The sequence below is a fragment of the Chitinibacter sp. S2-10 genome (assembly GCF_046530675.1).
Lineage (GTDB): Bacteria > Pseudomonadota > Gammaproteobacteria > Burkholderiales > Chitinibacteraceae > Chitinibacter.
This window is the reverse complement of sequence record NZ_CP172558.1, coordinates 1,771,556-1,794,958: the sequence shown is the minus strand read 5'-3', so window position 1 is coordinate 1,794,958 and position 23,403 is coordinate 1,771,556. Positions and strand designations below refer to the sequence as shown.

20 protein-coding genes and 1 tRNA gene are annotated in these 23,403 nt (G+C 53.7%); 10 read left to right on the top strand and 11 right to left on the bottom strand.

Going from position 1 to position 23,403, the window contains the following annotated elements; genetic code table 11:
• The first annotated feature begins 3 nt into the window (after positions 1–3).
• Positions 4–267, top strand: a complete 264-nt coding sequence (locus tag ACG2XO_RS08510) for a BolA family protein (protein WP_410497555.1) — start codon at positions 4–6, stop codon at positions 265–267.
• 29 nt (positions 268–296) lie between these two features.
• Entirely contained in the window at positions 297–1,082 is a 786-nt protein-coding gene (locus ACG2XO_RS08505) for a peptidylprolyl isomerase (RefSeq protein WP_410497554.1), read from the top strand.
• A 73-nt stretch (positions 1,083–1,155) separates the two neighbouring features.
• Here ACG2XO_RS08505 and ACG2XO_RS08500 read toward each other — a convergent pair whose 3' ends face one another.
• Positions 1,156–1,482 carry a ComEA family DNA-binding protein gene (locus ACG2XO_RS08500; RefSeq protein ID WP_410497553.1) on the bottom strand — a complete coding sequence of 109 codons (327 nt, stop codon included), beginning with the start codon at positions 1,480–1,482 and terminating at the stop codon, positions 1,156–1,158.
• Positions 1,483–1,590: 108 nt separating this feature from the next.
• Here ACG2XO_RS08500 and hpnC point away from each other — a divergent pair, with 108 nt between their 5' ends.
• Entirely contained in the window at positions 1,591–2,457 is an 867-nt protein-coding gene (hpnC, locus tag ACG2XO_RS08495; RefSeq protein ID WP_410497552.1) for a squalene synthase HpnC, read from the top strand.
• Positions 2,457–3,053, top strand: coding sequence for a thermonuclease family protein (locus tag ACG2XO_RS08490; protein WP_410497551.1), 597 nt, complete (start codon positions 2,457–2,459; stop codon positions 3,051–3,053). Before hpnC ends, ACG2XO_RS08490 begins: the two co-directional genes overlap by 1 nt.
• Before the next feature lie 48 nt (positions 3,054–3,101).
• On the opposite strand, the gene ACG2XO_RS08485 is transcribed toward ACG2XO_RS08490, so the two are convergent.
• Both ACG2XO_RS08485 and ACG2XO_RS08480 read right to left on the bottom strand, forming a co-directional pair.
• The gene (locus ACG2XO_RS08485; protein ID WP_410497550.1) at positions 3,102–4,718 is read right to left on the bottom strand and encodes an ABC transporter ATP-binding protein; all 1,617 of its coding nucleotides are present in this window, start codon (positions 4,716–4,718) and stop codon (positions 3,102–3,104) included.
• Positions 4,715–5,878 (bottom strand): diguanylate cyclase domain-containing protein, encoded by a 1,164-nt coding sequence (locus ACG2XO_RS08480; RefSeq protein WP_410497549.1) that lies wholly within the window; start codon positions 5,876–5,878, stop codon positions 4,715–4,717. Before ACG2XO_RS08480 ends, ACG2XO_RS08485 begins: the two co-directional genes overlap by 4 nt.
• A 77-nt stretch (positions 5,879–5,955) precedes the next feature.
• On the opposite strand from ACG2XO_RS08480, the gene ACG2XO_RS08475 reads away from it, so the two are divergent.
• Positions 5,956–7,098, top strand: coding sequence for a serine/threonine protein kinase (locus ACG2XO_RS08475; protein ID WP_410497548.1), 1,143 nt, complete (start codon positions 5,956–5,958; stop codon positions 7,096–7,098).
• A 421-nt stretch (positions 7,099–7,519) separates the two neighbouring features.
• Here the strand turns inward: ACG2XO_RS08475 and ACG2XO_RS08470 are convergent.
• Positions 7,520–7,605, bottom strand: a tRNA-Tyr gene (locus tag ACG2XO_RS08470).
• A gap of 83 nt (positions 7,606–7,688) precedes the next feature.
• Positions 7,689–8,657 carry a phosphate/phosphite/phosphonate ABC transporter substrate-binding protein gene (gene phnD, locus ACG2XO_RS08465; RefSeq protein WP_410497547.1) on the bottom strand — a complete coding sequence of 323 codons (969 nt, stop codon included), beginning with the start codon at positions 8,655–8,657 and terminating at the stop codon, positions 7,689–7,691.
• A gap of 84 nt (positions 8,658–8,741) precedes the next feature.
• Between phnD and ACG2XO_RS08460 the strand changes: the two genes are divergently transcribed.
• The gene (locus ACG2XO_RS08460) at positions 8,742–8,930 is read left to right on the top strand and encodes a tautomerase family protein (protein WP_410497546.1); all 189 of its coding nucleotides are present in this window, start codon (positions 8,742–8,744) and stop codon (positions 8,928–8,930) included.
• 53 nt (positions 8,931–8,983) lie between these two features.
• Here ACG2XO_RS08460 and ACG2XO_RS08455 read toward each other — a convergent pair whose 3' ends face one another.
• Positions 8,984–10,006, bottom strand: a complete 1,023-nt coding sequence (locus ACG2XO_RS08455; RefSeq protein ID WP_410497545.1) for an imelysin family protein — start codon at positions 10,004–10,006, stop codon at positions 8,984–8,986.
• Between the two features lie 211 nt (positions 10,007–10,217).
• Here ACG2XO_RS08455 and ACG2XO_RS08450 point away from each other — a divergent pair, with 211 nt between their 5' ends.
• Both ACG2XO_RS08450 and ACG2XO_RS08445 read left to right on the top strand, forming a co-directional pair.
• Positions 10,218–10,598 carry a hypothetical protein gene (locus ACG2XO_RS08450; protein WP_410497544.1) on the top strand — a complete coding sequence of 127 codons (381 nt, stop codon included), beginning with the start codon at positions 10,218–10,220 and terminating at the stop codon, positions 10,596–10,598.
• 67 nt (positions 10,599–10,665) lie between these two features.
• Positions 10,666–12,381 carry a proline--tRNA ligase gene (locus ACG2XO_RS08445; RefSeq protein ID WP_410497543.1) on the top strand — a complete coding sequence of 572 codons (1,716 nt, stop codon included), beginning with the start codon at positions 10,666–10,668 and terminating at the stop codon, positions 12,379–12,381.
• A 240-nt stretch (positions 12,382–12,621) separates the two neighbouring features.
• Here the strand turns inward: ACG2XO_RS08445 and ACG2XO_RS08440 are convergent, their stop codons facing one another.
• Complete coding sequence (locus ACG2XO_RS08440) at positions 12,622–13,872, bottom strand: GGDEF domain-containing protein (RefSeq protein WP_410497542.1); 1,251 nt, start codon at positions 13,870–13,872, stop codon at positions 12,622–12,624.
• An 826-nt stretch (positions 13,873–14,698) separates the two neighbouring features.
• On the opposite strand from ACG2XO_RS08440, the gene ACG2XO_RS08435 reads away from it, so the two are divergent.
• A complete protein-coding gene (locus ACG2XO_RS08435; protein WP_410497541.1) occupies positions 14,699–15,457 on the top strand; it encodes a hypothetical protein in 759 nt (252 codons plus the stop codon).
• A gap of 48 nt (positions 15,458–15,505) precedes the next feature.
• On the opposite strand, the gene argS is transcribed toward ACG2XO_RS08435, so the two are convergent.
• Together argS and ACG2XO_RS08425 are read right to left on the bottom strand one after the other, a co-directional pair.
• Positions 15,506–17,224, bottom strand: coding sequence for an arginine--tRNA ligase (gene argS, locus ACG2XO_RS08430; protein ID WP_410500243.1), 1,719 nt, complete (start codon positions 17,222–17,224; stop codon positions 15,506–15,508).
• 281 nt (positions 17,225–17,505) lie between these two features.
• On the bottom strand, positions 17,506–17,889 hold the full coding sequence (locus ACG2XO_RS08425; protein ID WP_410497540.1) for a hypothetical protein: 384 nt from the start codon (positions 17,887–17,889) through the stop codon (positions 17,506–17,508).
• Positions 17,890–18,111: 222 nt separating this feature from the next.
• Between ACG2XO_RS08425 and ACG2XO_RS08420 the strand changes: the two genes are divergently transcribed.
• On the top strand, positions 18,112–19,323 hold the full coding sequence (locus ACG2XO_RS08420) for a cation:proton antiporter (protein ID WP_410497539.1): 1,212 nt from the start codon (positions 18,112–18,114) through the stop codon (positions 19,321–19,323).
• Positions 19,324–19,401: 78 nt separating this feature from the next.
• On the opposite strand, the gene tkt is transcribed toward ACG2XO_RS08420, so the two are convergent.
• Complete coding sequence (tkt, locus tag ACG2XO_RS08415; protein WP_410497538.1) at positions 19,402–21,402, bottom strand: transketolase; 2,001 nt, start codon at positions 21,400–21,402, stop codon at positions 19,402–19,404.
• Between the two features lie 225 nt (positions 21,403–21,627).
• Complete coding sequence (locus ACG2XO_RS08410) at positions 21,628–23,352, bottom strand: PHA/PHB synthase family protein (protein WP_410497537.1); 1,725 nt, start codon at positions 23,350–23,352, stop codon at positions 21,628–21,630.
• Positions 23,353–23,403: the final 51 nt, after the last annotated feature.

Here is a 23,403-nt window from a genome sequence, read left to right as displayed (position 1 = left end):
ATCATGAGCGTCGCCGACGAAATCCGTACACGGCTGGCCGCGCTGGAAGCTGAAACCATCGAGCTTTTTGATGACAGTGCCGCCCATGCAGGCCATGCAGGCGCCGCCAGTGGCGGTGGGCATTTTGAATTAACCGTAGTATCGAGCGCATTTATTGGCAAAAAGACGCTGGAGCGGCACCGTATGGTGTACCAGCCCTTGGCCGATCTAATCCCGCATCGCATACATGCACTGAGTATCCGCGCCTTAACGCCGGATGAATTTTGATGTTGGCTCTTATCAACGAAGGAAATCGCATGTTTAAAGCAAACCGTTTGGCTCTGGCCATTGCTGCTGCTAGCTTGTCAGCTGGTGTTTTTGCAGCTTCAGCAGGTACTGTAGCCACTGTCAATGGCGTCGCTATTCCGCAAGCAAAATCAGACGCATTTGTGAAAGATCTGGCTCAACGTGGTCAGCAAGATTCGCCGGAACTGCGCGCCAAAATCAAAGATGAATTGGTCAAGAACGAAGTGGTTTATCAAGAAGCAATCAAACGTGGCATGGACAAAAATCCAGAAGCCATGGCGCAACTCGATATGCTCAAACAACGCGTGATCATCGGCGCTTTCATCAATCAGTATGTGAAAGCCAACCCGATTACCGAAGCTGAACTGCGCAAAGAATACGACAAAATCAAAGTCAATTTTGGCGGTAAAGAATACAAAGCACGCCACATTCTGGTTGCGACCGAAGCTGAAGCGAAAACCATCGTTGCCGACCTGAAAAAAGGTAAAAAATTCGACGAGCTGGCCAAAGCGAAATCAATGGACAAAGGTTCGGGCGCCAACGGTGGCGATCTGGGCTGGGCGAATCCGAAAAATTTCGTACCCGAATTTGGTGGCGCACTGGAAAAACTGCCTAAAGGCAAAATTTCCGACCCGGTTAAAAGCCAGTACGGTTTCCACGTGATCAAACTGGACGATGTGCGCGAAGCCAAAGGTCCTGCATTTGAAGAAGTGAAGCCACAGCTGGAACAGCAAATCCAAGGTCAACGCATCCAGAAAATGGTTGACGAACTGGTGGCCAAGGCCAAAGTTCAGTAAGCCTGAATCTTTTGCTGGACAGAAAAAAACCGGATCAGCTGATCCGGTTTTTTTATTTGCGATACCCCAGACTTTATTTTTTTGCTGGCGCACTCGCTGGCTTGGCACCCGAAGCGGCTTTGGCAGAAGGAAGCTTGGCGACTTTGCCATTCACGGTGATATCCGCCTTGATCTTGTTGTATGTTCCTTCCTTGATGCCTGGCACTTTCATGATTTCTTCGGTGGTTTTAAAAGCACCGTTTTTGCTGCGGTAATCAATGATATCTTTGGCTTTTTCCGGGCCTATGCCATTGAGCGCTTCCAATTGCTGTTGGGTTGCCGTATTCAGATCGACCGCAGCCCAGGCCGAGCCCATCAATGCCACAGAGGCCAACAGGGTCACAAACAGTTTTTTCAACATCGCTTTTTCCTCAATAGTTGCAAATGAATGCGTACAATATCGACGCCAAGCCACTATAGCATTGCAATAAATTAATTCAATCAAAGTCAGTTTCATTTAAGGTTTCCCATGATCACTCCCGGCCAGACGGTGCAGCATTACGAGAACTTCCCTGTCGGCTCATTTTTACTTCCCAAAGCTTTTCGCAAACCGATTGCCGTGGTCTATCACATCGCGCGCTACGCCGATGATCTGGCCGATGAAGGCGATGCCAGCCCGGCCGAGCGCATCGCCGCACTGGATGAATGCAGTTTGGAACTCAAACGCATCGCCGATGGCCAAACCCCGCTCACGCCGCGCTTTCAGGCGCTCGTTCCAGTCGCCAGCCAGTACCAGATTCCACTGCAATTATTTGAAGACCTGTTTTCGGCTTTTCGTCAGGATGTCGTCAAAACGCGCTATGCCAACTTTGGCGAAGTGATCGACTATTGTCGCCGTTCGGCCAATCCGGTTGGCCGAATTTTGCTGCATATCTTCGGCTTCACCGACACACGCATGCTCGCGCAATCGGACGGCATTTGCAGCGCCTTGCAACTGGTCAATTTCTGGCAGGACGTCGCGATTGATCTGAAAAAAAACCGGATTTATTTGCCGCAAGACGACCTGCTCAAATTCGGCGTCAGCGAAGCTGATTTGTTTGCAGGACAAAGCAGCCCGGCATTTGCCCGGCTGCTGGCCTACCAGTGCCAGCGTACACGCAAAATGCTGCGCGCCGGTTCGCCCTTGGGTCGCGCTTTGCCGGGACGAATCGGGCTGGAAATCCGCACTATCATCTTATCGGCGGACCGGATTTTAACGAAGTTAAATGCAGCCAATTACGATGTGTATACTGCCCGTCCGACGCTGGGCGCGCTCGACTGGCCTCTCATCCTGTATCAGGCCATCAAGGCAGGCTACGCCCGTTTATCCAACCCAACCGAAACCGGATGCCACTGATGAACATTTCACCCAGCCAGCAAAAAGCCATTATTCGCCTGATCACCGCCAGTAACTGGCAACAACGCATTGTCGCGCTAGTCATTGTCATGGTCGGCGCATGGGCTTGCGTCAATCAGGAAACGCCTCAAGGCCAACCCGGGCAATTGAGCGCCAATAGCCAAATCAGCGGTGAAGTTGTCGGCGTTGCTGACGGAGACACGATCACGCTGCTCGACGCGGGTAAAAAGCAATACAAGCTGCGGCTGGCTTATATCGATGCGCCTGAAAAAGCGATGCCGTTTGGTCAGGTAGCCAAGCAATCGCTCTCGGATCTGGTATATCGTCAAACCGTCACCGCGCGCATCGACGACGTTGATCGCTACGGTCGCGGCGTAGCAAGAATCAGCAAGAACGGACAAGACATCAACCTGCAGCAAGTAAGCACAGGAATGGCTTGGCATTACACGCAATACGCAAAAAAAACGCAGAGCCGCAGCGATTTTGCCGCCTACCAGCAAGCCGAGTTGCAAGCACGCGATGGCAAAATCGGTTTATGGCAGGATGAAAATCCGACGCCGCCCTGGGATTGGCGCAAAGCAAAACGTGGCCAATAGGGGTATATTTACAGACGCCTTTATTATCAAGGATTTTATTGATATACCCTACAGTGCTGCACTCAATAGCTGCCTGGTGTAGGCATTTTCCGGCGCACTAAACAGCGTCTCGACATCGGCTTCTTCCTGCATGACACCGTCTCGCAGCACCAATACGCGATGTGCGAGTGCCTGAACGACCGCCATATCGTGACTGATCAGGATATAACTGAGTCCGTGTTTGCGCTGCAAATCGGCCAGCAGTTGCAGCACCTGCTGCTGCACCGTCGCGTCGAGCGCCGAAGTTGGCTCGTCCAGAATCAGGATTTCGGGCTGAACGATCAGCGCGCGGGCAATTGCAATGCGCTGACGTTGGCCGCCGGAAAATTCATGCGGATAACGGTGCATGCTTTCCGGTGCAAGCCCGACTTCAAGCAAGGCTTGCACAACGCGCGATTCGCGCTCACCCCGACTCAGTTCGCGTTGATGCACCAGCAAACCCTCGCCGACAATCTCCGCAACGCTCATTCGGGGCGACAGCGCGGCAAACGGGTCTTGCAGCACGATCTGGATCTTGCTTCGCGCCCGGCGTAGCGTGTCGCCACGCAGCGAGTCAAACTCTTGCCCACCCAGGCTGATTTGCCCACTCCCCCTGCCCGACTGCAATAAACGCAGTAAGGCGAGTGCCAACGTCGTTTTGCCGCTCCCTGATTCGCCGACGACGGCCAGCGTTTCAGCCCGGTGCAGCTGCAAATCGAGCGGGGCCAGCACCGTTTGCCATTTTTGTCGCCCGGCCGCCTGCCAGAAGCGCCAAGCAAATGTCCCCCGCTGAGCGTAACTGTGGCTCAATTGCCGGGCAGACAGGCATTCGACTCGAGCAATTGGCGCAGCAACCGCGATGCGCTTGGGTCGTGCCGCCAGCAGTTTTTTCGTGTATTCGTGCTGCGGCTGGGTAAACAGCACTTCGGTTGGCGCGATTTCAACAATGCGCCCCTGCTGCATCACGGCGACGCGATCCGAGCCTTGATTAAAAAAGCGCCGCACCAGATTCAGATCATGCGTAATCATGATCAAAGCCATGCCGCGTTCGCGCTGCAAATCGGCGAGCAGCTGCAAAATCTGCGCCTGCACCGTCACATCGAGTGCCGTCGTCGGCTCGTCGGCGATCAGAATGTCGGGCTCGCCCGCCAGCGCCATCGCAATCATCACCCGCTGGCGCTGCCCACCGGAGAGCTGGTGCGGATAGCGAGCCAGCATTGGCGCTGCCCCTGCCGAATCCGGAGCAATACCCGTACGGGTAAGTAGCTCTATCGCCTTACTGACCTGCTGTTGCGGCGAATACCCCAGATGAAGCTGCAATACTTCAGCAATCTGCCGCCCTATGGTTTGCAGCGGATTGAGCGCGCTCATCGGCTCTTGAAAAATCATCGCAATCCGCTTGCCACGAATCGCACGCAGTTGCGCCGGGCTGGCATCAAGCAGCGAGAGCCCATCAAAAATAATACGCCCGCTGGCGCTGACCTGATGATCAAGCTGCAAAATCGCACGCGCCAGCACGCTTTTTCCCGAACCGGATTCACCAACCAGCGCCAGCTTTTCACCTGCAGCCAGCTGCAAATCGACCTGCTCGACGACCTGATTGGTCGCAAAACTCAGACTTAACTGCTGCAGACTCAGCAAACTCATTGCGGCGCAGCGCCCGGCAAGCTGTAATCGGCGATCACATAACGGTTACGCCCACCGGTTTTGGCCTTGTACATTGCGTCGTCAGCGGCTTTGAGCCAGCTCGCTGGCGAGCGCAAATCAGGGAACCACGGCGCGACACCGATACTGCCGCCCAGCGGCAGTCGCTGCTCCTGATACATCACCGGCTCGCCCAGCTTGGCGAGGATTTTCTTGGCGACCACATCGATTTGCGGCGGGCCTTGCAAGCCGCGAACCAGAATGACAAATTCATCGCCGCCCAGCCGGCAAACCAGATCGTCACGCCGCACCAGCGCCTTGAAACGCTGCGCGATTTCAATCAGCAGCGCGTCGCCCGCAGCATGGCCGTATTCATCATTCACCGTTTTAAAGTGATCAAGGTCGATCAGAAAGACCACGGTACTTATTGCTTCGGTATGCGGATTTTTCAGAATTTGTCGCAATTGATTGATCAGATTGACTCGGTTCGAGAGGCCGGTCAGCGGGTCTTCAAAAGCCAGCTTTTCGATTTTCTGGCTGCGCTCGGCCATTTTTTCGCTGTTTTCGGCGACACGCTGGCGCATCAGCCACATGCGCTGCTGGCTATTGAGCAGACGATATTCGGTATGCCAGCCCAGTAAACAGGCAATCAGCACGACCAGCAAGGGCAAAGCACTGTTCAACAAGCCGCTTGCAGTCTGCAAAATCAGCAAGGCAATCACGACAAAATTGAACGCCACCGCCTGTGCATAGCGCGGCAAAGGCAAGCCAGCCAGCAGCAACAACATCGGTTGCAACACAAAGGGCAGCACCAGCGCTGAAGCGGCCAGTTGCCCCCGCATGGCCCATGCCCATAGCAGCGCCATCAGTGGCGGCAACAATGCCGCCAGCAACATCAGGATTTTTTCCCAGCGCGGCGTGTGGCTGCGTAGCGCCGCAGCAAAAAACAGTCCTGCCGCCAGTGCAGGTAATAAATAACTTTGCCAGGCCGGCAAAGCAATCAGATGCTGCAGCAAAGCCGCCAGCAGCGACAAAAAACCGAGCGCGACAGCCAGTTGCTGACGTTGCTCGCGTCGTTCGTGTTTGACCCGCGCCAAATGACGCTGCAAGCTCGCGTCAATAGGCTGGACGACCGAAGCATCGGTGTGGGCTGGATTTGGCATTCTGGTAACACCTCCTGACACAGGTTGCTCCACCTGTTCAGGCCATTATCGACCAAAGCTTGCACGATAAGCAAAGCATGACACGCAATTCAGGCGAATTTGCCCATACCCCGGTTTTTCATCAGCATGGTCAAAGCACGCGCTTTAAAGTATCTTGCAGCTCTTTACTGCCGGCCTTCACGATGCGCACTGCCCCGTATAACGACCTGACTCCCGACCTGATTCTGACTGTGATCGAACAACTGGGATTACCGACGTCAGGCCACCTGCTCGCGCTCAATAGCTACGAAAACCGTGTTTACCAGATTGGGCTCGACGACGGTCATCCGCTGGGACGCTTTATCGTCGCCAAGTTTTACCGCCCCGAGCGCTGGACCACGGCGCAGATTATGGAAGAGCACGCTTTCTGCCAGCAGCTGGCAGGGTATGAGATTCCAGTCGTTGCACCGATTGAGCTACAGGGCAATACCCTGCATACCGCTTACTACAAAGAACAAGATAAGGAACAAGGCTTTCGCTTTGCTGTTTTTCCGCGTCGTGGCGGCAGATCACCCGAACTCGACCAGCGCGAAACACGCGAATGGATAGGCCGTTTTCTGGGTCGGATTCATGCCGTCGGGCAAAACCAGCCCTTTGTCGAACGCCCTACGCTCAATCCGCAAAGCTTTGGCCGCGAATCGGTTGCCTACCTGCTCGCCAGCGACTTTATTCCGCCCGATTTGCGCGCAGCGTATCAGAGCGTGACCGATCAGGCGCTCGACGCCATCGACGCGTGCTATGACCGCGCAGGATCAGTTGCGACCTTGCGGCTGCACGGCGATTGCCACGCCAGTAATATTCTGTGGACCGACGCCGGGCCGCATTTTGTTGACTTTGACGACGCCCGCAATGGGCCCGCAATCCAGGATTTGTGGATGCTGCTGTCGGGAGAACGCCACGAGCAGCAGGCGCAGCTCAATGATATTTTGTTCGGCTACGAAGACTTCGCCGAGTTCGATCCGCGCGAGCTGCACTTGCTTGAAGCACTGCGAACACTGCGGCTGCTGCATTACAGCGCCTGGCTCGCCCGCCGCTGGCACGACCCCGCCTTCCCCACCGCTTTCCCGTGGTTTAACTCGCCGATCTACTGGCAAAACCGCATTCTGGAATTGCGCGAACAAATCGCACTGATGTCCGAACCACCACTGCGCGGCAATTCGGATAATTTTGGCAATTGCTAAGCCAGTCATGTAGGTCGGATGAGCCGAAGGCGTTATCCGACTGGATGGCGTTGTTGTCGGATAACGCTTCGCTCATCCGACCTACGTGCTGTTATGTCGTCGTATAAGGCTTCGCCGTATCGACGCACCTTGCAGGAAAGCCCCCACAACTGGCATTAGGACAATCGAGCGCAGAGAAGCAAGTACTCTTGGGGTGCCCCCTCTCAGGGATAACGCCAGAGCTTAGTGGCTTTGCCACTTAGCGAAGCGGCATACCCGAAGTGGTAGAGGGCGGGGGGTGTGGGTATAGAACATTAGCGTCGAGAATAACAATCCCAATCCCTAGGGCTCGGCTCCGCCGAGACCTGCACTCGTCAAATAAGCACAAACCCGACGCGAACGAAAAAGCCCCAGTCTTTCGACAGGGGCTTTTTCTTAATACTGGTGGGGGGAGAAGGATTCGAACCTTCGAAGGCTGAGCCGCCGGATTTACAGTCCGGACCCGTTGACCGCTGGGGTAATCCCCCCTCAAGGCTGCGCATGTTACGGGATAGGCTTTTTGCCGTCAAGCCCTTTGTGTGCATCAATTTCAAACATTTTTTCGTCGCCGATTATTTGGCGCCGCCGAGCAAAGCCACCAGCGAGTCAAACCGTTGATAATACGACTTTTCTTCGGCCAGCTTGGCCTCGGCGCTCAGTTGCGTATTAAACGTGAGGCGAAATAAATCGTGAAATAATTGCAGATCGGTCACTTGGCGCAAGCCGCGATTATCGGCCGGAACAAAACCCGCGAGCTGATCGGCGTAATACAAACGCTGGCGCGCCAGCGCAGTATTGCTACCGCTACGGCCATAATTAAGGAAAAACTGTTTGATCGCCGCTTTCTGCGCGGCAGGCAAATCGCTGCGCATCACCAGGGGGTCAAAAGCAAATTTGGGCGATTCCCACACGACGCGCATTTGCGCAAAATCGCGCGGGTATTTTTCTTTCAACTGCTCCAGATCAAACGTATTACTGACTGCGACGTCGGCTCTGCCTTGCGCCAGTGCGACAAAAGCGTTTTCAGCACCCAGCTGCAAATATTGTTTGAAATAGTTTTCCGGCAAAACATTGCGCTTGAAAAACAAGTGGTAGTGCGGAATCAGGTATTCGGCCATAGAGCCCGCTTTTCCGCCGGCGTAACGCAATTGCTTGGGTCGATTGAGTAAATCATCGGCGTTTTTGATCGCGCTATTTTTATTGACCAGCATCACGCTGCGATAGTCATTGACGTTGCCGGTTTGCGACAAGCGGGCAAACACTTCGCTGCGCGCATTTTCGACGGCATCGAGCGCCAGTTTGTTATCAACCCGCGCGAGCTGAATTTGCTTTTTTTGCAGTCGGCGCAATAATTCGTCACGGTCACTCAGCACCACGCCATTCACCTTCTGCCCTGTCGCCTGCGCCAGATCATCGAGCACCGGCTGCCAGTCTTCCAGCGTCTGATCTGCATTGCGCGAAACCAGCAGGCCGACCATCAGATCGGCATAGCAAGGGGTGATCAATACAGCAAAAATCAGCGGCAAATAACGGTGTAACATCAGCTCTATCCATTTGTGCTCAAACAGCGCGCATGATAGGTGGACGATGTGACCGTTTTATTAAATCTTTGTAAGGAAAATACGATGCCGTATATTCATGTCCGCCTCGCGGGCGAGCTCACTCGTGAACAGAAAAAACAGATCGTCGAAGAATTCACCAGCACGATGGAGCGTGTTGCCGGTAAGCCGCGCGAATATGTGATTGTCAATTTTGCCGAAACGCGCGAAGAAGACTGGGGCTGGGGCGGGCAACTACTCGACGAGCTCGAATAAAGCCCGCTCACGCCAATACCACCCACAGCATTGGCGCAAGACAGAGTGTCAGATCATTTGACCCTTACTTTGATCAGCGTAGCAATGTCTTTGGCCAGCACATCAGCCAGCGCATTGGCAGCACTGGCAATTTTTTTACCGGCTTTGGGAGTCAGGTTTTTATCGCTGGTCGGCAGCGCGGCCTCCAGCTTGACCAGCGCCGTTTCGACCTTTTGCCACATGGCCTGATCACCACGGCTGCCCATATAATCGTCGAGCCCCGCGCCCTGATTGCCGGTCAGCATCGCGCGTAAACCGGCGACATTGGCTCGCAAACTGGCGACGGTTGCGCCTTCTCGCTGATCCAGCCATTGCGGCTGATTCAGCCCGACCTTGTCACGGGCAATTTCGCGCGCACCTTGTGCAATCCGGTTCAGGTATTCACTCAAGAAAGCGCGCGGATAGCTCATGTCATAAGGCAAGCCCTGTCTTATGCCCTGCCAGCTCCGAACCAGATTATCGGCATTAAAGCTCAGCACCTGGCTTTGCCAGATCAAATAGCTGCAATGATTGGCGTCGCGCAAACGCTCAATACTCCCCTCGGGTTTATCACCATAGAGCATGGTGGATATAACCTTCATACCAATACCCCAGTCCGGCAATTTGCTTGCTTCTTCATCGGCCTGACCGTCGGCAAATTTCTCCAGGTGTTCGGGCAGCTGTGCAATCAATGGCTCCAGCTGCGCATGGCTCGGCGGCACGCCCGCCATGATCCGCCCGATATTGGAGTCGGAAGTCGGCCCCATCGGCGCGACCTCGATCATCCGCCAGACTTTGAGCGTATTCAGATACTGCGCCTGCAACTGGGCGAAACCGGCCGAATCAGGTGCGGCGCAAAAAGCACGAGCCGATTGCTTCAAATCGCCACTGGCCACAGCCAGTTGCCGATGGGCAGGCAGTTGTACTTCGTTGACTTGCGACTTCACAAAATCCGGCATAGCCACGGGCGTTGCAACATCACTGGCCTGCGCCAGATTCATCACGCCCACGGCAAATATTCCCAGAATGGCCGGGCAAGTGATTGAAATGGGTTTCATTGCTATCGTCTCCTTGATCAGCATTCAAACTCCCCGCCTGGTGTGCGATTCATTGGCCGGGGAGGTTTGGCATAATTTTATTGGTCGCTATTGATAACATGCACGACCCAAAACAGGAAGTGGCAAGGCGCACTCTGCGCCGAGCCATCGCGCAGTCTGATTTTTTCCCGTAATATTGCGCGCCATTGAAACTGATCTGGAATGTATTGCCATGACCTTCTATTTTCGCCCTGACGACGTCCCTGAACTGGCAGGTTTAAGCCGCTGGGAACAGCGCGTTCTGTTGCGTGGCACTTTCCTGCGCGAACGCGCGATTTCCACTGTGGTGCTGCTGCTCGCCGTACTCGGTAGCGTGCAGTTTGTCATCAATCCGCTGATTGAAAAATTCCTGCCCAACATCCGCACCGACAATATGATTTACGCCGCCATTCTGGTCATCTGGCTGCTGCTGTTAATGAAAGCACGCGACATTATTCTGATGAACCAGCTGCGCCCGAAATTTGCAATCAAACGCGCCGAACAGAAAGCCGCTGAAATCGCCAAGCTGGAAGCTGAGCGCGCTGCACAAGTCGAGCAGCCTGCAGCTGAATAATCAGCTTAAATCAGATAAAATACGCGGCTTCATTTGAGCTAGCCTTACTACACTGGATCACGCCACCATGCGCACCTCGCAACTCTTCATTTCCACTTTAAAAGAAGCGCCTTCCGAGGCCGAACTGCTGTCGCACAAGCTGATGCTGCGCGCAGGCTTGATCAAACGTCTGGGCTCTGGCCTTTACACGTGGATGCCGCTGGGCTTGCGTATTTTGCGCAAAGTCGAAGCCGTGGTTCGCGAAGAAATGAATCGCGCGGGTGCGCAAGAATTGCTGATGCCAGCGGTACAACCGGCTGAATTGTGGCAAGAAACCGGCCGTTGGGATGTATTTGGCCCACAAATGCTGAAAATCACCGACCGCCACGAGCGCAGCTTCTGCTTTGGCCCGACGCACGAAGAAGTCATCACCGACATCGCGCGCTCGGAAATCAAGAGCTACAAACAACTGCCAGTGAATTTCTACCAGGTGCAAACCAAATTCCGCGACGAAATCCGTCCACGCTTTGGCGTGATGCGCGCGCGCGAATTTATGATGAAAGACGCGTATTCATTCCACGCGGATCTCGATTCTCTGAAAGCGACTTACGACGTGATGTACGGCGCGTACTCGAATGTATTTAGCCGCCTCGGCCTGAAATTCCGCGCTGTGGCGGCGGATACCGGCGCAATTGGTGGCGACGGCTCGCATGAATTCCATGTACTCGCCGACGCCGGTGAAGACCTGCTCGCTTACTGTCCAACTTCCGACTACGCCGCCAACGTTGAACTGGCTGAAGCCTTCGCCCCCGCGCAACCTCGCGCTGCCGCATCACAAGCAATGGCCGACGTTGATACGCCAAAGCAAACCACCTGCGAAGACGTTGCTGCGCTGATGGGTATTGGCATCGAGCGCACGGTGAAAGCGATTGCACTGGTCACGACCGCTGGCGAATTCGTCCTCGCGCTGTTGCGTGGCGACCATAATCTGAACGAAGTGAAAATCGGTAAGGTTGAGGGTATGGCCGATTTCCGCTTTGCAACTGACGAAGAAATCCGAGCCAATCTGAGCTGCCCGCCGGGCTTTATCGGCCCCGTAGGAATCAACAGCAATATCCGCGTGATTGCAGATCGTACTGTAGCGGCGATGAGCGACTTTGTTTGCGGCGCGAACAAGCCGAAACTCCACCTCTCAGGCGTGAACTTTGGTCGTGATCTGCCAGAGCCAGCCGTCGTCGCCGACATCCGCAACGTCGTCAACGGCGACGCGTGCCCGGATGGCAAAGGCGGCGTGCTCGAATTGTGCCGTGGCATCGAAGTCGGCCACATTTTCCAGCTGCGCACCAAATATTCCGAAGCAATGAACGCGACTTTCCTGAACGAGCAAAACACGCTGATGCCGATGGAAATGGGTTGCTACGGCATCGGCGTATCGCGCATCGTCGGCGCTGCGATCGAGCAGAACTACGACGCGCGCGGCATTATCTGGCCGCAAGCGATGGCACCGTTTGCGGTGGCGATTGTCGCCGTCGGCTATCACAAATCGGAAGCCGTTAAAGCGGCAGCGGATCAGATGTACGCTGACTTCACGGCGGCGGGCATCGACGTGTTGCTCGACGACCGCAATGAGCGCCCCGGCTCAATGTTTGCCGATATGGAATTGATCGGCATCCCGCATCGCGTGACGATAGGCGACAAGGCCTTGGCGAACGGCGAAGTTGAATACGTTGCACGTCGTGCCGGTGAAATGCAGAAAGTGGCGATTGGTGAAGCGCTGGGCTTTATCCGCACACAAATTGGATAAGCAATCGTAAAGCTCGCCTGACTGAGCAGACAACAAAGGGGGTATTTGCCTGCAGGCCATATTGAAAAATGGCTACAGGCAAATACCCCATTTTATTTCCTAATTGACGGTCTAAACTTAGCAAGTCGTCATACCGGCAAAAGCCGGTATCCAGAGCGCAGGTCACACAAGATCGCACTAGATTCCGGCTTTCGCCGGAATGACGAATTGAGGCTGCTGGGCAATCCCGCTCATCAGGTTTTATTCAGTAGCAGGTGGCATATCGATCTCCACCCGATCGCGACCGCCATGCTTAGCCCGATAGAGTGCTGCATCGGCGCGGGCGATGGTGTCATTCAAAGGCTCGTCCCCGCTGAGCGCCACGCCAAAACTCGCCGTCACAGCCAGGCCGGCAGGCCATTGCGCTTCGTGCAGCAAACGATGCAATTTGTTCGCCACCCAAGTCGATTGCTCAAGATCGGCCAGCGGCAAAAAGACTACGAATTCCTCGCCGCCCCAGCGAACCAGATAGTCACTATTGCGTATGCCACGCTGCAGCTCGTTGGCAAACAGTTTGAGCACTTCATCGCCAGTCGCATGACCATGAGCATCGTTGATGCGTTTGAAATGGTCGATATCGGCAAAAATCACACCCATGCTCTTGCCCGCCAATCGCAGACCGTTGTCGAGCAAGGCATTCAGCTCATTAATCACCCCGGCGCGATTGCGCGCACCGGTCAGTGGATCACGGCTCGCCGCTTCGTTGATCTCCTGTTTTTCACGCTCGACCCGCCGCAAACGCCCCAGGAACAGCACAGACAGACCCAATACCCACAGCGTAGCGATAATGAGCAGCACCTCTGCCCTGCTCAGCCATTTACCCTGAAACTCGATATAGTCGACAATCACTTCATGATGCCCCGGCTCCATCAGCGTGGACGAGCCGAACTGGATTAGCGGTACATTATCAAAGCTCGGTTTGGCCTTTTCGGGCGGGATTTTAAAGCTGGAAATCCACCAGCTTGCGACCGGAAACGAATCGAGTCCAATGCGAACCGGTTTGCCATCAGCGGGCGGAACGACAAATGCGCCCTGCACTTTCCAGGTTTCGTTCTTGGCGGGATCAGCATAGGCCGGATCAAAATCACGCACAAAAATACGCATCTGGTGCGATCCGGGGCCACGATAAAGTGCCTTGACCTCGACAGTATCAAAGCGGCTCAGATCCAGCCCCTGCTGCGGCGTGCCGACAAACACAGCCAGCTCGCAAAATGGCCATTCATACTTTGCCGCCAGCTCGCAGCTGAAATGCCATTTGCCCGGTGTATCAATACGCTTAACCACCGAACCGCCACCGATTTCTCTATCATCGGCCACTTCAACCCGGTAACCCTGATCCGGCGTAATACGCAGATGCCGCTGCATGCCCAGCGCCTGCCAGAGCAGCAAGGCGATGCTGATCAGCCCCAGCATCGACAGAATGATCGCCGTTTTATAATGTTGTTGTTTCATGAATACCCCTCCAAGCAAAACTCGCCGACGCATTGCAAATGCGCTTCAAACGATTGTGCGCAACAAGGCCAGACAACATGATGCAGCGGCTAATCACCCTTTATTTCAATGATTTAAGCCATCAGCATATTCGTCGAGTATCCGCCAAGGCTTCTTTTAATGCGGCGACATTCTACTCATTCCAAAAGGTATTTTTTCACTTGCCAAAGGGGAAATAGGGGGGGTTGCCAAGCGCCTCCCGAACGGCGCGGCTCCACGGGCAATCCGTGCTAATTGCCTGCATTTGTAGGGTCGGCTTTAGCCGACCAACCACGACAAAAAGGTCGGCTAAAGCCGACCCTACGGGTATATCAATCAAAGTTAGATCTAGATTGAGTCACAGAGAAATACCAAGGCATGTATTTACTAAAATGGTTGGTCTGCGGGGATTCCCCTGCATCAGCGCCGAGCGAGGAACAATCGGCAAGGGGTTTCGGCGGGCTCTGTTTTGTTAAAGCCCGTCGCCTTGCCGATTGTCCGCAGCGAGGGAATCCCGCGCAGCGGGACGCAGATGCCGGGAGCGCCTTTCTTTGGCTTACTTTTCTTTGGCGAAGCAAAGAAAAGTGAGTGCCGCGGCGCATAGCCGCCAATGCCCGTTGATTGAATATTGCAGGCAAAGAAAAACCGCCAAGCATGGCGGTTTCACTCATCGCGGTAAACGTTGGGCTGCGCAAGCTTAGCCCAACCTACGGCACTAATCGTACCTATGGCTCTTGCACAAATTTGCATACGCCAGCCCTCCAAAATATACTAATTTCTTCTACTTTCGTGACTGCAGGGAATATCTATGAGTATCGAATACTACGCTTACCTTGGCACTGAATTAGATAATTTGGAATCTAGATTCATTTCATGCTTCCACGATTATGGTTTCGATATTCTGCTGCATCCAGAGATGAGTTTATTGGCGAACAATCAAAGGGGGTGCTTGGCCATTGCGGTGAGTTCTACACCTTCATATTTAAATCGGGCATCAAAAGATACACCTTTATTTACTAGTTTTGGCTATACAATTGCCCCGTTTAATGAAAAAAACAAAAAAATAACAAGAAAATTAAAAAAATGTACTTACATTGCTTACACTCGGACTTCGTCCGGTCGCTCACGATGCGATGCTTATATGCAACAATTGACTTCAGCGATTCTCGCAAAAGTAACTCAAGGTTTGTTTTACTCTATGGACGGGGACATCGTCATGACTGGAGACGAAGCAATTGAGCAAGTAATTTCTGAGTTACGCAATCTTGAAAATAAAGCAAAAGAAGCGATAGCCGAACTAAAAGAACTGGAAGAAGAACCCGATGCTGCACCATGGAGAATCCAGTTTACCCAAGAACGAACCGATCCAGCTTTTGATTCGGATGCAATTCCTTTTGATGGCTGGCCACCACTGGAATCATATAGCAGCTACTCATTCAGCAAACCAATCAGGTCTTACCCTGCGGTATTTAATCCAAATCCGAATGCCAAGAGAAAGAAGCCAATCAAGCCAATCAAAGAAAAAATAATTGAATTGTTAAATCTTTTTCGCCAAGATCAAATTTAACCTCTAAATAAAAAAGCGACCTACCGGTCGCTTTTTTATTTAGATCAATTACATCTCTTCCAGCACCGCAATTCCCAACAAACTCAAACCCGTTTTCATCGTCCGTGCCGTCAATGCCGCAATCGCCAAACGGCTATCGCGCACTGCGCCCTCGGCTGACAAGATCGGACACGCCTCGTAGAAGCGCGAGAACTGCTGTGCGAGGTTGAACAAATACGCACACAGCTGATGCGGCTGGCAGGTATCGGAGACGAAGGCGATGACTTCGTCAAATTGCGCCAGTTGCAGCGCGAGCTGCTTCTCGGCGGGTTCGCTGATGACGATCTCCGCATTCGCATTGTAATCGCCAACCTTGCGGAAGACCGATGCAACGCGCGTGTAGCTGTATTGCAGATACGGCGCGGTGTTGCCCTCAAAGGCGAGCATCGTGTCCCAGTTGAAGATGTAATCGCTGGTGCGATTTTTTGATAGATCGGCGTATTTCACCGCGCCGATGCCGACCGCTTTCGCGATACTGCGGCGAGTATCTTCCGCTAGATCAGGGTTTTTCTGGCTTACCAGCATATACGCCCGATCTACGGCTTCGTCGAGCAACTCAACCAGTTTGACCGTGTCGCCCGAGCGGGTTTTAAACGGCTTGCCGTCTTCGCCCATCATCGTGCCGAAGGCGACGTGTTCGAGCGCCATATCGGCGGGAGCGAAACCGGCTTTGCGGCTGAGTGTAAATAATTGCTGGAAGTGCAGGCTTTGGCGCGCATCAACAACGTAGACGACGCGTTTCAAGTCGAGGCTGCGGTGGCGAAAGCGAATCGCGGCCAGATCGGTGGTGGCGTACAGATAGCCGCCGTCTTTTTTCTGGATAATCATCGCTTGCGGCTCGCCTTCCGGATTTTTGAATTCCGGCAGGAAAACGACTTGCGCACCTTGACTCTCTTCGAGCAGACCAACTGATTTCAAATCCGACACAACGACCGGCAGATCGTCGTTATACGCTGACTCGCCGCGCACTGCGGCCAGATCAAGGCCAACGCCGAGCTTGTCGTAAACCGCCTGGCAATGATGCATTGAAACTTCAACAAACTGCTTCCACAGTGCCAGTACTTCGGCATCGCCGCCTTGCAGCTTCACGACGTATTGACGCGCGGTATCGGCAAAAGCGGCGTCTTCGTCAAAACGCACTTTCGATTTGCGGTAGAAGTTTTCCAGATCGGCCAACTCCAGATCGGCATCGCCCGACTTGCGCGTTTCAACCAGATACGCCACCAGCATGCCGAACTGCGTACCCCAATCGCCGACGTGGTTGCAACGCTGTACGTCATGGCCAGCAAATGACAATACGCGCGCGATGGCGTCGCCGATGATGGTTGAGCGCAAATGGCCGACGTGCATTTCTTTGGCCAGATTCGGCGATGAATATTCGACCATGACTTTCTGGCTGGCTGGTTTGGCGATGCCAAGTGCATCGTCAGCACGGGCGGCGTCAAGGCGTTGCGCGAGGAAAGACGGCGCGAGGTGAATATTGATAAAGCCGGGGCCGGCGATTTCGACTTTGTCGGCAATGCCAGCCAGATCGAGCGCAGCAACGACTTTGGCGGCCAGCTCACGCGGATTGGTTTTGGCGGCTTTGGCTGCGCCCATCACGCCATTGGCCTGAAAATCGCCAAATTCGGGTTTGCCCGAGGACTGAATCACGGCGGGCGCATCGGGCGCGCCAGCGGCGGCGAGCGCGGCTTCTACACGTTGCGCGAGTAATTGGGAAATGGTCAGATGTTGGGTCAGATGCGGTGTCATAAGCTGCCTAAAGCGGATACACGGTTCCCGTCGATGAAACGTCGGGAAATCAAACCCCGCATTGTACCCGCTTGCGCCGCTTTACCAAATCAGCCTATCCATAAGTCACACCAAACACATAGGTATATGGATGTATGCTTTGTTTATAAAAGACCACATCCATATACCCCAATAAAAAATCAAAGCGCCTGATGGCGCTTTGATGATGAGTTACGCAGCCCGTAGTGGCAATACACCAAAATGAGCAAGCAAATGGATCAATCCCGGCGACCTGTATTGTTCTTTTTCTGCTGCTCAATTTGCTGTGGCGTTTTATTTTTCACATCCTTGTCGTCATATTTGTAATTCCGGCATTCATCGCGCCGTTGCTGGCTGCTCGCGTTGCGGCAATCGATTTCCTTGTATGATTTGTCATCATATTTATAGCGGGCGCACTGTTCACGACGCTCTTTGGTGGTGGCATTACGGCAATCCACTGGATTGTCGTTTTTATTGCCCGAGCCTTTGCCATCGGCTTTGTGTTCGTAGCAATTTTTACGCGCCTGTTCGCTGCCGAGTTTGCTACAGTCTTTGGGCGCAGCCATGGCCAGTGAACCAGCCAAAGCCAGTGTCAACGCGAAAATCCATTCTTGTTTACGCATGATTTTCTCCATCCATTTGATAAAATTTAAAAAACATCGCTTCAGTCTAGTCCGAGGCAGAGTTTTAAGCGCCATAAAAAAGTGTTCAACCGTGCTCTTTATCGATCAGCGTAAACATTGTTTCACCCACGCTTTCACCCGGTACATCACCGCCAATCTCGGCAATAGCATGAAACCAATACAATCAATGCAAGTCAGATGACTTTGAGCCAAGGAGCCTCCATGCATCAAGACACGCCATTACTCACCACCCTGGCACTTGCGTTGGGTTTGGCTTATTTGCTGGGGCTGCTGGCCAATCGCCTCCGGATGCCGCCGCTGATCGGCTATCTGTGTACCGGGATTGTGATCGGGCCGTTTACACCGGGGCCGCTGGCGAATCAGGCGCTGGCGACCGAGCTGGCCGAAATCGGCGTGATTTTGCTGATGTTCGGCGTCGGGCTGCATTTTTCGGTCAAGGATTTGCTCAGCGTGAAACGCATTGCAATACCTGGGGCGATTTTGCAAATCATTGGCGCGACGCTGCTCGGCTGGCTGCTCGGCACTTTACTCGGCTGGCCGCTGGGTCAGAGTCTAGTATTCGGTCTGGCACTGTCGGTCGCCAGTACGGTCGTGCTACTGAAAACACTGCAAAAATATGGCCTGGAACAAACAGAACAAGGACGAATCGCGATTGGCTGGCTGATTGTCGAAGATCTGGTGATGGTGTTGACACTGGTTTTGCTGCCTGCTCTGGCGGGCTTGCTCGGTGGTCAAACCAACGATGCGCAACAAAATCTGGGCGCCTTGCTATTGCTAACCAGCGGCAAAGTGATCGCGTTTATTGCTTTTATGTTGATCATCGGCCGCCGGGTGATTCCATGGGTACTCGAAAAAACCGTCTGGACTGGCAGCCGCGAGCTGTTCCGGCTCGGCGTTTTGTCGATTGCGCTCGGCGTCGCGTATGGCGCTTCACACCTGTTTGGCGTCTCATTTGCGCTCGGTGCTTTTTTTGCCGGTATGGTGCTGGCCGAATCGGAATTTAGCCATCGCGCCGCCGAAGAATCATTGCCATTACGCGATGCGTTTGCCGTGCTATTTTTTGTTTCGGTCGGCATGCTGTTCAACCCGCAGATCATTGTCGATCAGCCGCTGGCATTGCTCGGCACCGTATTGGTGATTATGGTCGGCAAAACGCTGGCCGCGTGGGGCATTGTCCGGCTTTATGGCTACGCAAACGGCGTCGCAGCGATGATCGCCGCGAGCCTGGCGCAGATTGGCGAGTTTTCTTTCATTCTGGCAACGCTAGGGCTTTCGCTGGGACTGATCAATGCCGATGCCAATGCCTTGATTATTGCCGGAGCGCTGATTTCGATTTTGCTCAACCCGCCGCTGTTTTCGGTTTTAACTCGAACAATACCTGGAACAGGTAATCAGCCAGAGAGCAATCAATAAGCAGGCTACAATCACATACCCAGCACAAATAAAAACGCCGCAGTTCAAGCTGCGGCGTTTTTTCGTTTCAAAGCCAGCTTATTTCACAAGCGCTTTGGCACGGGCAACGACATTTTCAACGCTGAAACCGAAGTGTTTAAACAACTGGCCTGCTGGCGCTGATTCGCCGAATGTATCCATACCGATCACATCGCCTTCGAGGCCAACGTATTTGCGCCAGAAGTCGCTGGTACCGGCTTCAACGGCCAGGCGTGGCACGCCAGCTGGCAAGACAGATACTTTGTACGCTGCGTCCTGTTTGTCGAAGACATTCGTTGACGGCATTGAGACGACGCGAACTGCAACGCCCTCTTCTTTCAACGCAGCAGCAGCTTTAACAGCCAGATCGACTTCAGAACCGGTAGCCAGAATCACCAGTTTCGGATTGGCTGCGTCAACGAGGACATAGCCACCTTTGGCGATGTCGGCCAGTTGCTGTTCATTGCGAGTCTGGAATTGCAGATTCTGACGCGTGAACACCAGTGACGACGGCGTAGTACGCTCGCCAATCGCCGCAGCCCAGGCGACGACGGATTCAACGGTGTCGGCAGGACGCCAGGTATTCATGTTCGGGATGCAACGTAGTGTTTGCAATTGCTCAACCGGCTGATGCGTCGGGCCGTCTTCGCCCAGACCGATCGAATCGTGCGTGTAAACGAAGATATTGTTCGTTTTCATCAACGCCGCCATACGCAATGCATTCAGTGCGTATTCGCAGAACATCAGGAAAGTACCGCCGAATGGGCGGAAACCACCGTGCAGAACGATACCGTTCATGATCGCGCTCATACCGAATTCGCGCACACCGTAGCTGATGTGGTTGCCTGAAATCTGGCCGCTTTCCACTTTGAGCGATGTCGAGCCTTTCCAGTTGGTCAGATTAGAGCCGGTCAAATCAGCCGAGCCACCGAGCATTTCCGGCAGTTGCGGGCACAGTGCCGATAGTGCGTTCTGGCTGGCTTTACGCGTCGCGATGGTTTCGGTCTTGCTGTTCGCATCTGCAACGGCGGCTTTAACGATGTCGTTCCAGTTCGCAGGCAAATCGCCTTTCATGCGGCGAGTAAACTCAGCCGCTTCAGCCGGGAATTGCGCAGCATATTTAGCGAACAAGCTGTTCCATTCTGCTTCCAGCGCGCTACCTGCGGCTTTTTTATCCCAACCCGCGTACACATCAGCAGGGATTTCAAATGGGGCGTGTGGCCAGCCAATCGCTTCGCGCGTCAGTGCGATTTCAGCGTCGCCCAATGGTGCGCCGTGGCAATCGTGGCTGGCGGCTTTGTTTGGCGAGCCTTTACCGATGATGGTTTTGCAGCAGATCAGCGTTGGTTTGCTGGTTTGCGCTTTGGCAGCAGTAATCGCGGCATTGAGCGCATCAACATCGTGGCCATCAACGCCGGCAATCACATTCCAGCCATACGATTCGAAACGTTTTGGCGTGTCGTCGGTAAACCAGCCTTCAACGTGACCATCAATCGAAATACCGTTGTCGTCCCAGAAAGCGATCAGTTTGTTCAAACCCAAAGTACCGGCCAGTGAACAGGTTTCGTGCGAAATGCCTTCCATCAGGCAACCGTCGCCCATGAACACGTAGGTGTAATGATCAACGATGTCCAGACCCGGCTTGTTAAATTGTGCAGCCAGCAGTTTTTCCGCCAGTGCAAAACCGACTGCATTGCTGATCCCCTGACCCAGCGGGCCCGTCGTCGTTTCTACGCCCGGCGTGTAGTGAACTTCCGGGTGACCTGGTGTTTTAGAGTGAAACTGGCGGAAGTTTTTGATGTCGTCGATTGAGACATCGTAGCCGGTGAGGTGTAAGAGCGCGTATTGCAGCATCGAGCCGTGACCGTTCGACAAAATAAAGCGATCGCGATTGGCCCAGGCCGGGTTTTGCGGGTTAAAGCGCATATGGCCGCCCCACAAGGCCAGACCAATTTCAGCCATGCCCATCGGTGCGCCCGGGTGGCCTGAATTGGCTTTTTGCACAGCGTCCATCGCCAGTGCACGAATTGCATTTGCTAAGTCAGTACGCGTTGCTGCCATCACAGTATTCCTTATTGTGTAAAAACGAAATTTTTTCGGCCATGCCATTGCCTACCGAAGAAAAAAAGAGGTACCGCATTATCCCTGAGCCACACCCTTATGTCATAGTGGCTTACTTAAAAAAAACTGTATCGACTCACAGGAGATTGCCGAAAAAGCACATGCCAGCATTTGTACCATGCTGGCATGTCTGAGCCTTTGCTTAAAAACAAATTTCAGGGTTGTTTATTCAAGCACATAGCTTCCCGGCGCATCGCACAATTTGGCATGTTTTCGGCTGGAGAGTTTGGGTTTCACTTGTGTGCCTGAATAGGGACGCAACCACTCAACCCAGTTGGTCCACCATGAGCCGGCCACTTGCTGCTGGCCCTGCAGCCATTCATCGGCACTCTGCCCTGCCTGCGGTACGCCTTGCCAGTAGCTGCGTTTGCATTTGGGTCCCGGTGGATTGATGATGCCGATAATGTGCCCCGAAGTCGAAAGCGTAAATTGCACTGGGCCAGAGACTCGGTCTGCCAGTGTGAAGGTCTGTTTCCACGGTGCAATATGGTCTTCCTCGGCGCCGACCATATAGAGTGGCTGGGTGATTTGCTTCAGATCAATCGACTGTCCGGCCAGCGTCATTGCATCGGGCTGAACCAGTTTATTCGACCAGTACAGTTCACGCAGATAGCTGTGGTGCATTTTTTTCGGCATCCGCGTCGTGTCCATATTCCAGTACAGCACATCAAAGGCCATCGGCGTCTCGCCGAGCAGATAATTACTCGCCCAGTAATTCCAGATCAAACCATTAGAGCGCAGCAGGCGGAAACTCGCGGCCATTTCCTTGCCGTCGAGATAGCCTTTCTTCTCCATCACTTTGTCGATGAAATCAAGCCCATCTTCGTCAATAAAGACCTCGATATCACCAGGGCGCTCAAAATCGGTCAGCGTGGTCAGCAAGGTGGCCGATGCAACTGGCACTTTGCCTGGTATCGCACGATTGGCCCAGGCCAGATACATCGTTACCAGCGTGCCACCGATGCAATAACCAAGCAGGTTGACTTTGTCGCTACCGCTGATTTCGCACGCAACGTCGACGATTTGTGCCACGCCTTCGGTCAGATAGTCATCCAGACTAACCTCGGCCATGCTGCCGTCGGGGTTTTTCCAGCTGGTGACAAACACCGAAAAGCCCTGATCGACCAGATACTGAATCATGCTTTTTTGCGGATTCAGATCGAGTACATAGTATTTATTGATCCACGGCGACACCAGCACCAGCGGCACCTTATGCACCGTGGGGGTATTGGCCTCATAATGAATAACTTCAAGGAGTTTACCGCGATACACCACAGCTCCTGGCGTGGTCGCCAGGTTTTCACCGACGGTAAACGCGTCCAGATCGGTCATCGAGATATCGCCCTTGGCCATATCGCGCAGGAAATTATTCCAGCCTTTGATCAAGCTTTGCCCACGACTTTCTAGTGCCGTCGTGATCGCGGTCGGGTTAGTCAGCAGAAAGTTGCTCGGCGCCATCGCATTGAGCACTTGCCGCAACCAGAAAGCTGAAATACTACGCTCCTGATCGCACAGACCCGGTGTTTCATACAGATTATTTTGCAACCAGCGGGTATTGAGCAGGTACCACTCTTTCAGGCTGTCCCAGAATGGCGAATCGCACCAGATCGGATCGACAAAACGCGGGTCATCTGGGTGTGGCGGAATCACATCGCTATCGGGCTCGCCCCAGTAGCGGCGCAAGGCGCTGGCCTGAATCCGCAGTAAATCATTGCCATAGCTGGTATAGGCCTGATAGAGCTTATCGGGACGGCGCAACCAGGCCAATTGCGCTTTCAGCGTCGTTTCAGCCAGACCAAAAGGGTCAAGCGCCTGTCGCAACTGGTGCTGTAATTGTGCGCCTCGTTGCTTTTGCTCATCGTAAAATTGGGAAAAAATCGTTTCTGACATACTCACACTCCCGACAGGCGATAGCTTTCAATCTACGCTGCAGCGCAGCAT

What these genes read in the sequence shown, in the direction of transcription:
- ACG2XO_RS08510 (WP_410497555.1), top strand. Translation starts at nt 4, where the DNA reads ATGAGCGTCGCCGACGAAATCCGTACACGGCTGGCCGCGCTGGAAGCT.
- ACG2XO_RS08505 (WP_410497554.1), top strand. Translation starts at nt 297, where the DNA reads ATGTTTAAAGCAAACCGTTTGGCTCTGGCCATTGCTGCTGCTAGCTTG.
- ACG2XO_RS08500 (WP_410497553.1), bottom strand. Translation starts at nt 1,482, where the DNA reads ATGTTGAAAAAACTGTTTGTGACCCTGTTGGCCTCTGTGGCATTGATG.
- hpnC (WP_410497552.1), top strand. Translation starts at nt 1,591, where the DNA reads ATGATCACTCCCGGCCAGACGGTGCAGCATTACGAGAACTTCCCTGTC.
- ACG2XO_RS08490 (WP_410497551.1), top strand. Translation starts at nt 2,457, where the DNA reads ATGAACATTTCACCCAGCCAGCAAAAAGCCATTATTCGCCTGATCACC.
- ACG2XO_RS08485 (WP_410497550.1), bottom strand. Translation starts at nt 4,718, where the DNA reads ATGAGTTTGCTGAGTCTGCAGCAGTTAAGTCTGAGTTTTGCGACCAAT.
- ACG2XO_RS08480 (WP_410497549.1), bottom strand. Translation starts at nt 5,878, where the DNA reads ATGCCAAATCCAGCCCACACCGATGCTTCGGTCGTCCAGCCTATTGAC.
- ACG2XO_RS08475 (WP_410497548.1), top strand. Translation starts at nt 5,956, where the DNA reads ATGACACGCAATTCAGGCGAATTTGCCCATACCCCGGTTTTTCATCAG.
- phnD (WP_410497547.1), bottom strand. Translation starts at nt 8,657, where the DNA reads ATGTTACACCGTTATTTGCCGCTGATTTTTGCTGTATTGATCACCCCT.
- ACG2XO_RS08460 (WP_410497546.1), top strand. Translation starts at nt 8,742, where the DNA reads ATGCCGTATATTCATGTCCGCCTCGCGGGCGAGCTCACTCGTGAACAG.
- ACG2XO_RS08455 (WP_410497545.1), bottom strand. Translation starts at nt 10,006, where the DNA reads ATGAAACCCATTTCAATCACTTGCCCGGCCATTCTGGGAATATTTGCC.
- ACG2XO_RS08450 (WP_410497544.1), top strand. Translation starts at nt 10,218, where the DNA reads ATGACCTTCTATTTTCGCCCTGACGACGTCCCTGAACTGGCAGGTTTA.
- ACG2XO_RS08445 (WP_410497543.1), top strand. Translation starts at nt 10,666, where the DNA reads ATGCGCACCTCGCAACTCTTCATTTCCACTTTAAAAGAAGCGCCTTCC.
- ACG2XO_RS08440 (WP_410497542.1), bottom strand. Translation starts at nt 13,872, where the DNA reads ATGAAACAACAACATTATAAAACGGCGATCATTCTGTCGATGCTGGGG.
- ACG2XO_RS08435 (WP_410497541.1), top strand. Translation starts at nt 14,699, where the DNA reads ATGAGTATCGAATACTACGCTTACCTTGGCACTGAATTAGATAATTTG.
- ACG2XO_RS08425 (WP_410497540.1), bottom strand. Translation starts at nt 17,889, where the DNA reads ATGCGTAAACAAGAATGGATTTTCGCGTTGACACTGGCTTTGGCTGGT.
- ACG2XO_RS08420 (WP_410497539.1), top strand. Translation starts at nt 18,112, where the DNA reads ATGCATCAAGACACGCCATTACTCACCACCCTGGCACTTGCGTTGGGT.
- tkt (WP_410497538.1), bottom strand. Translation starts at nt 21,402, where the DNA reads ATGGCAGCAACGCGTACTGACTTAGCAAATGCAATTCGTGCACTGGCG.
- ACG2XO_RS08410 (WP_410497537.1), bottom strand. Translation starts at nt 23,352, where the DNA reads ATGTCAGAAACGATTTTTTCCCAATTTTACGATGAGCAAAAGCAACGA.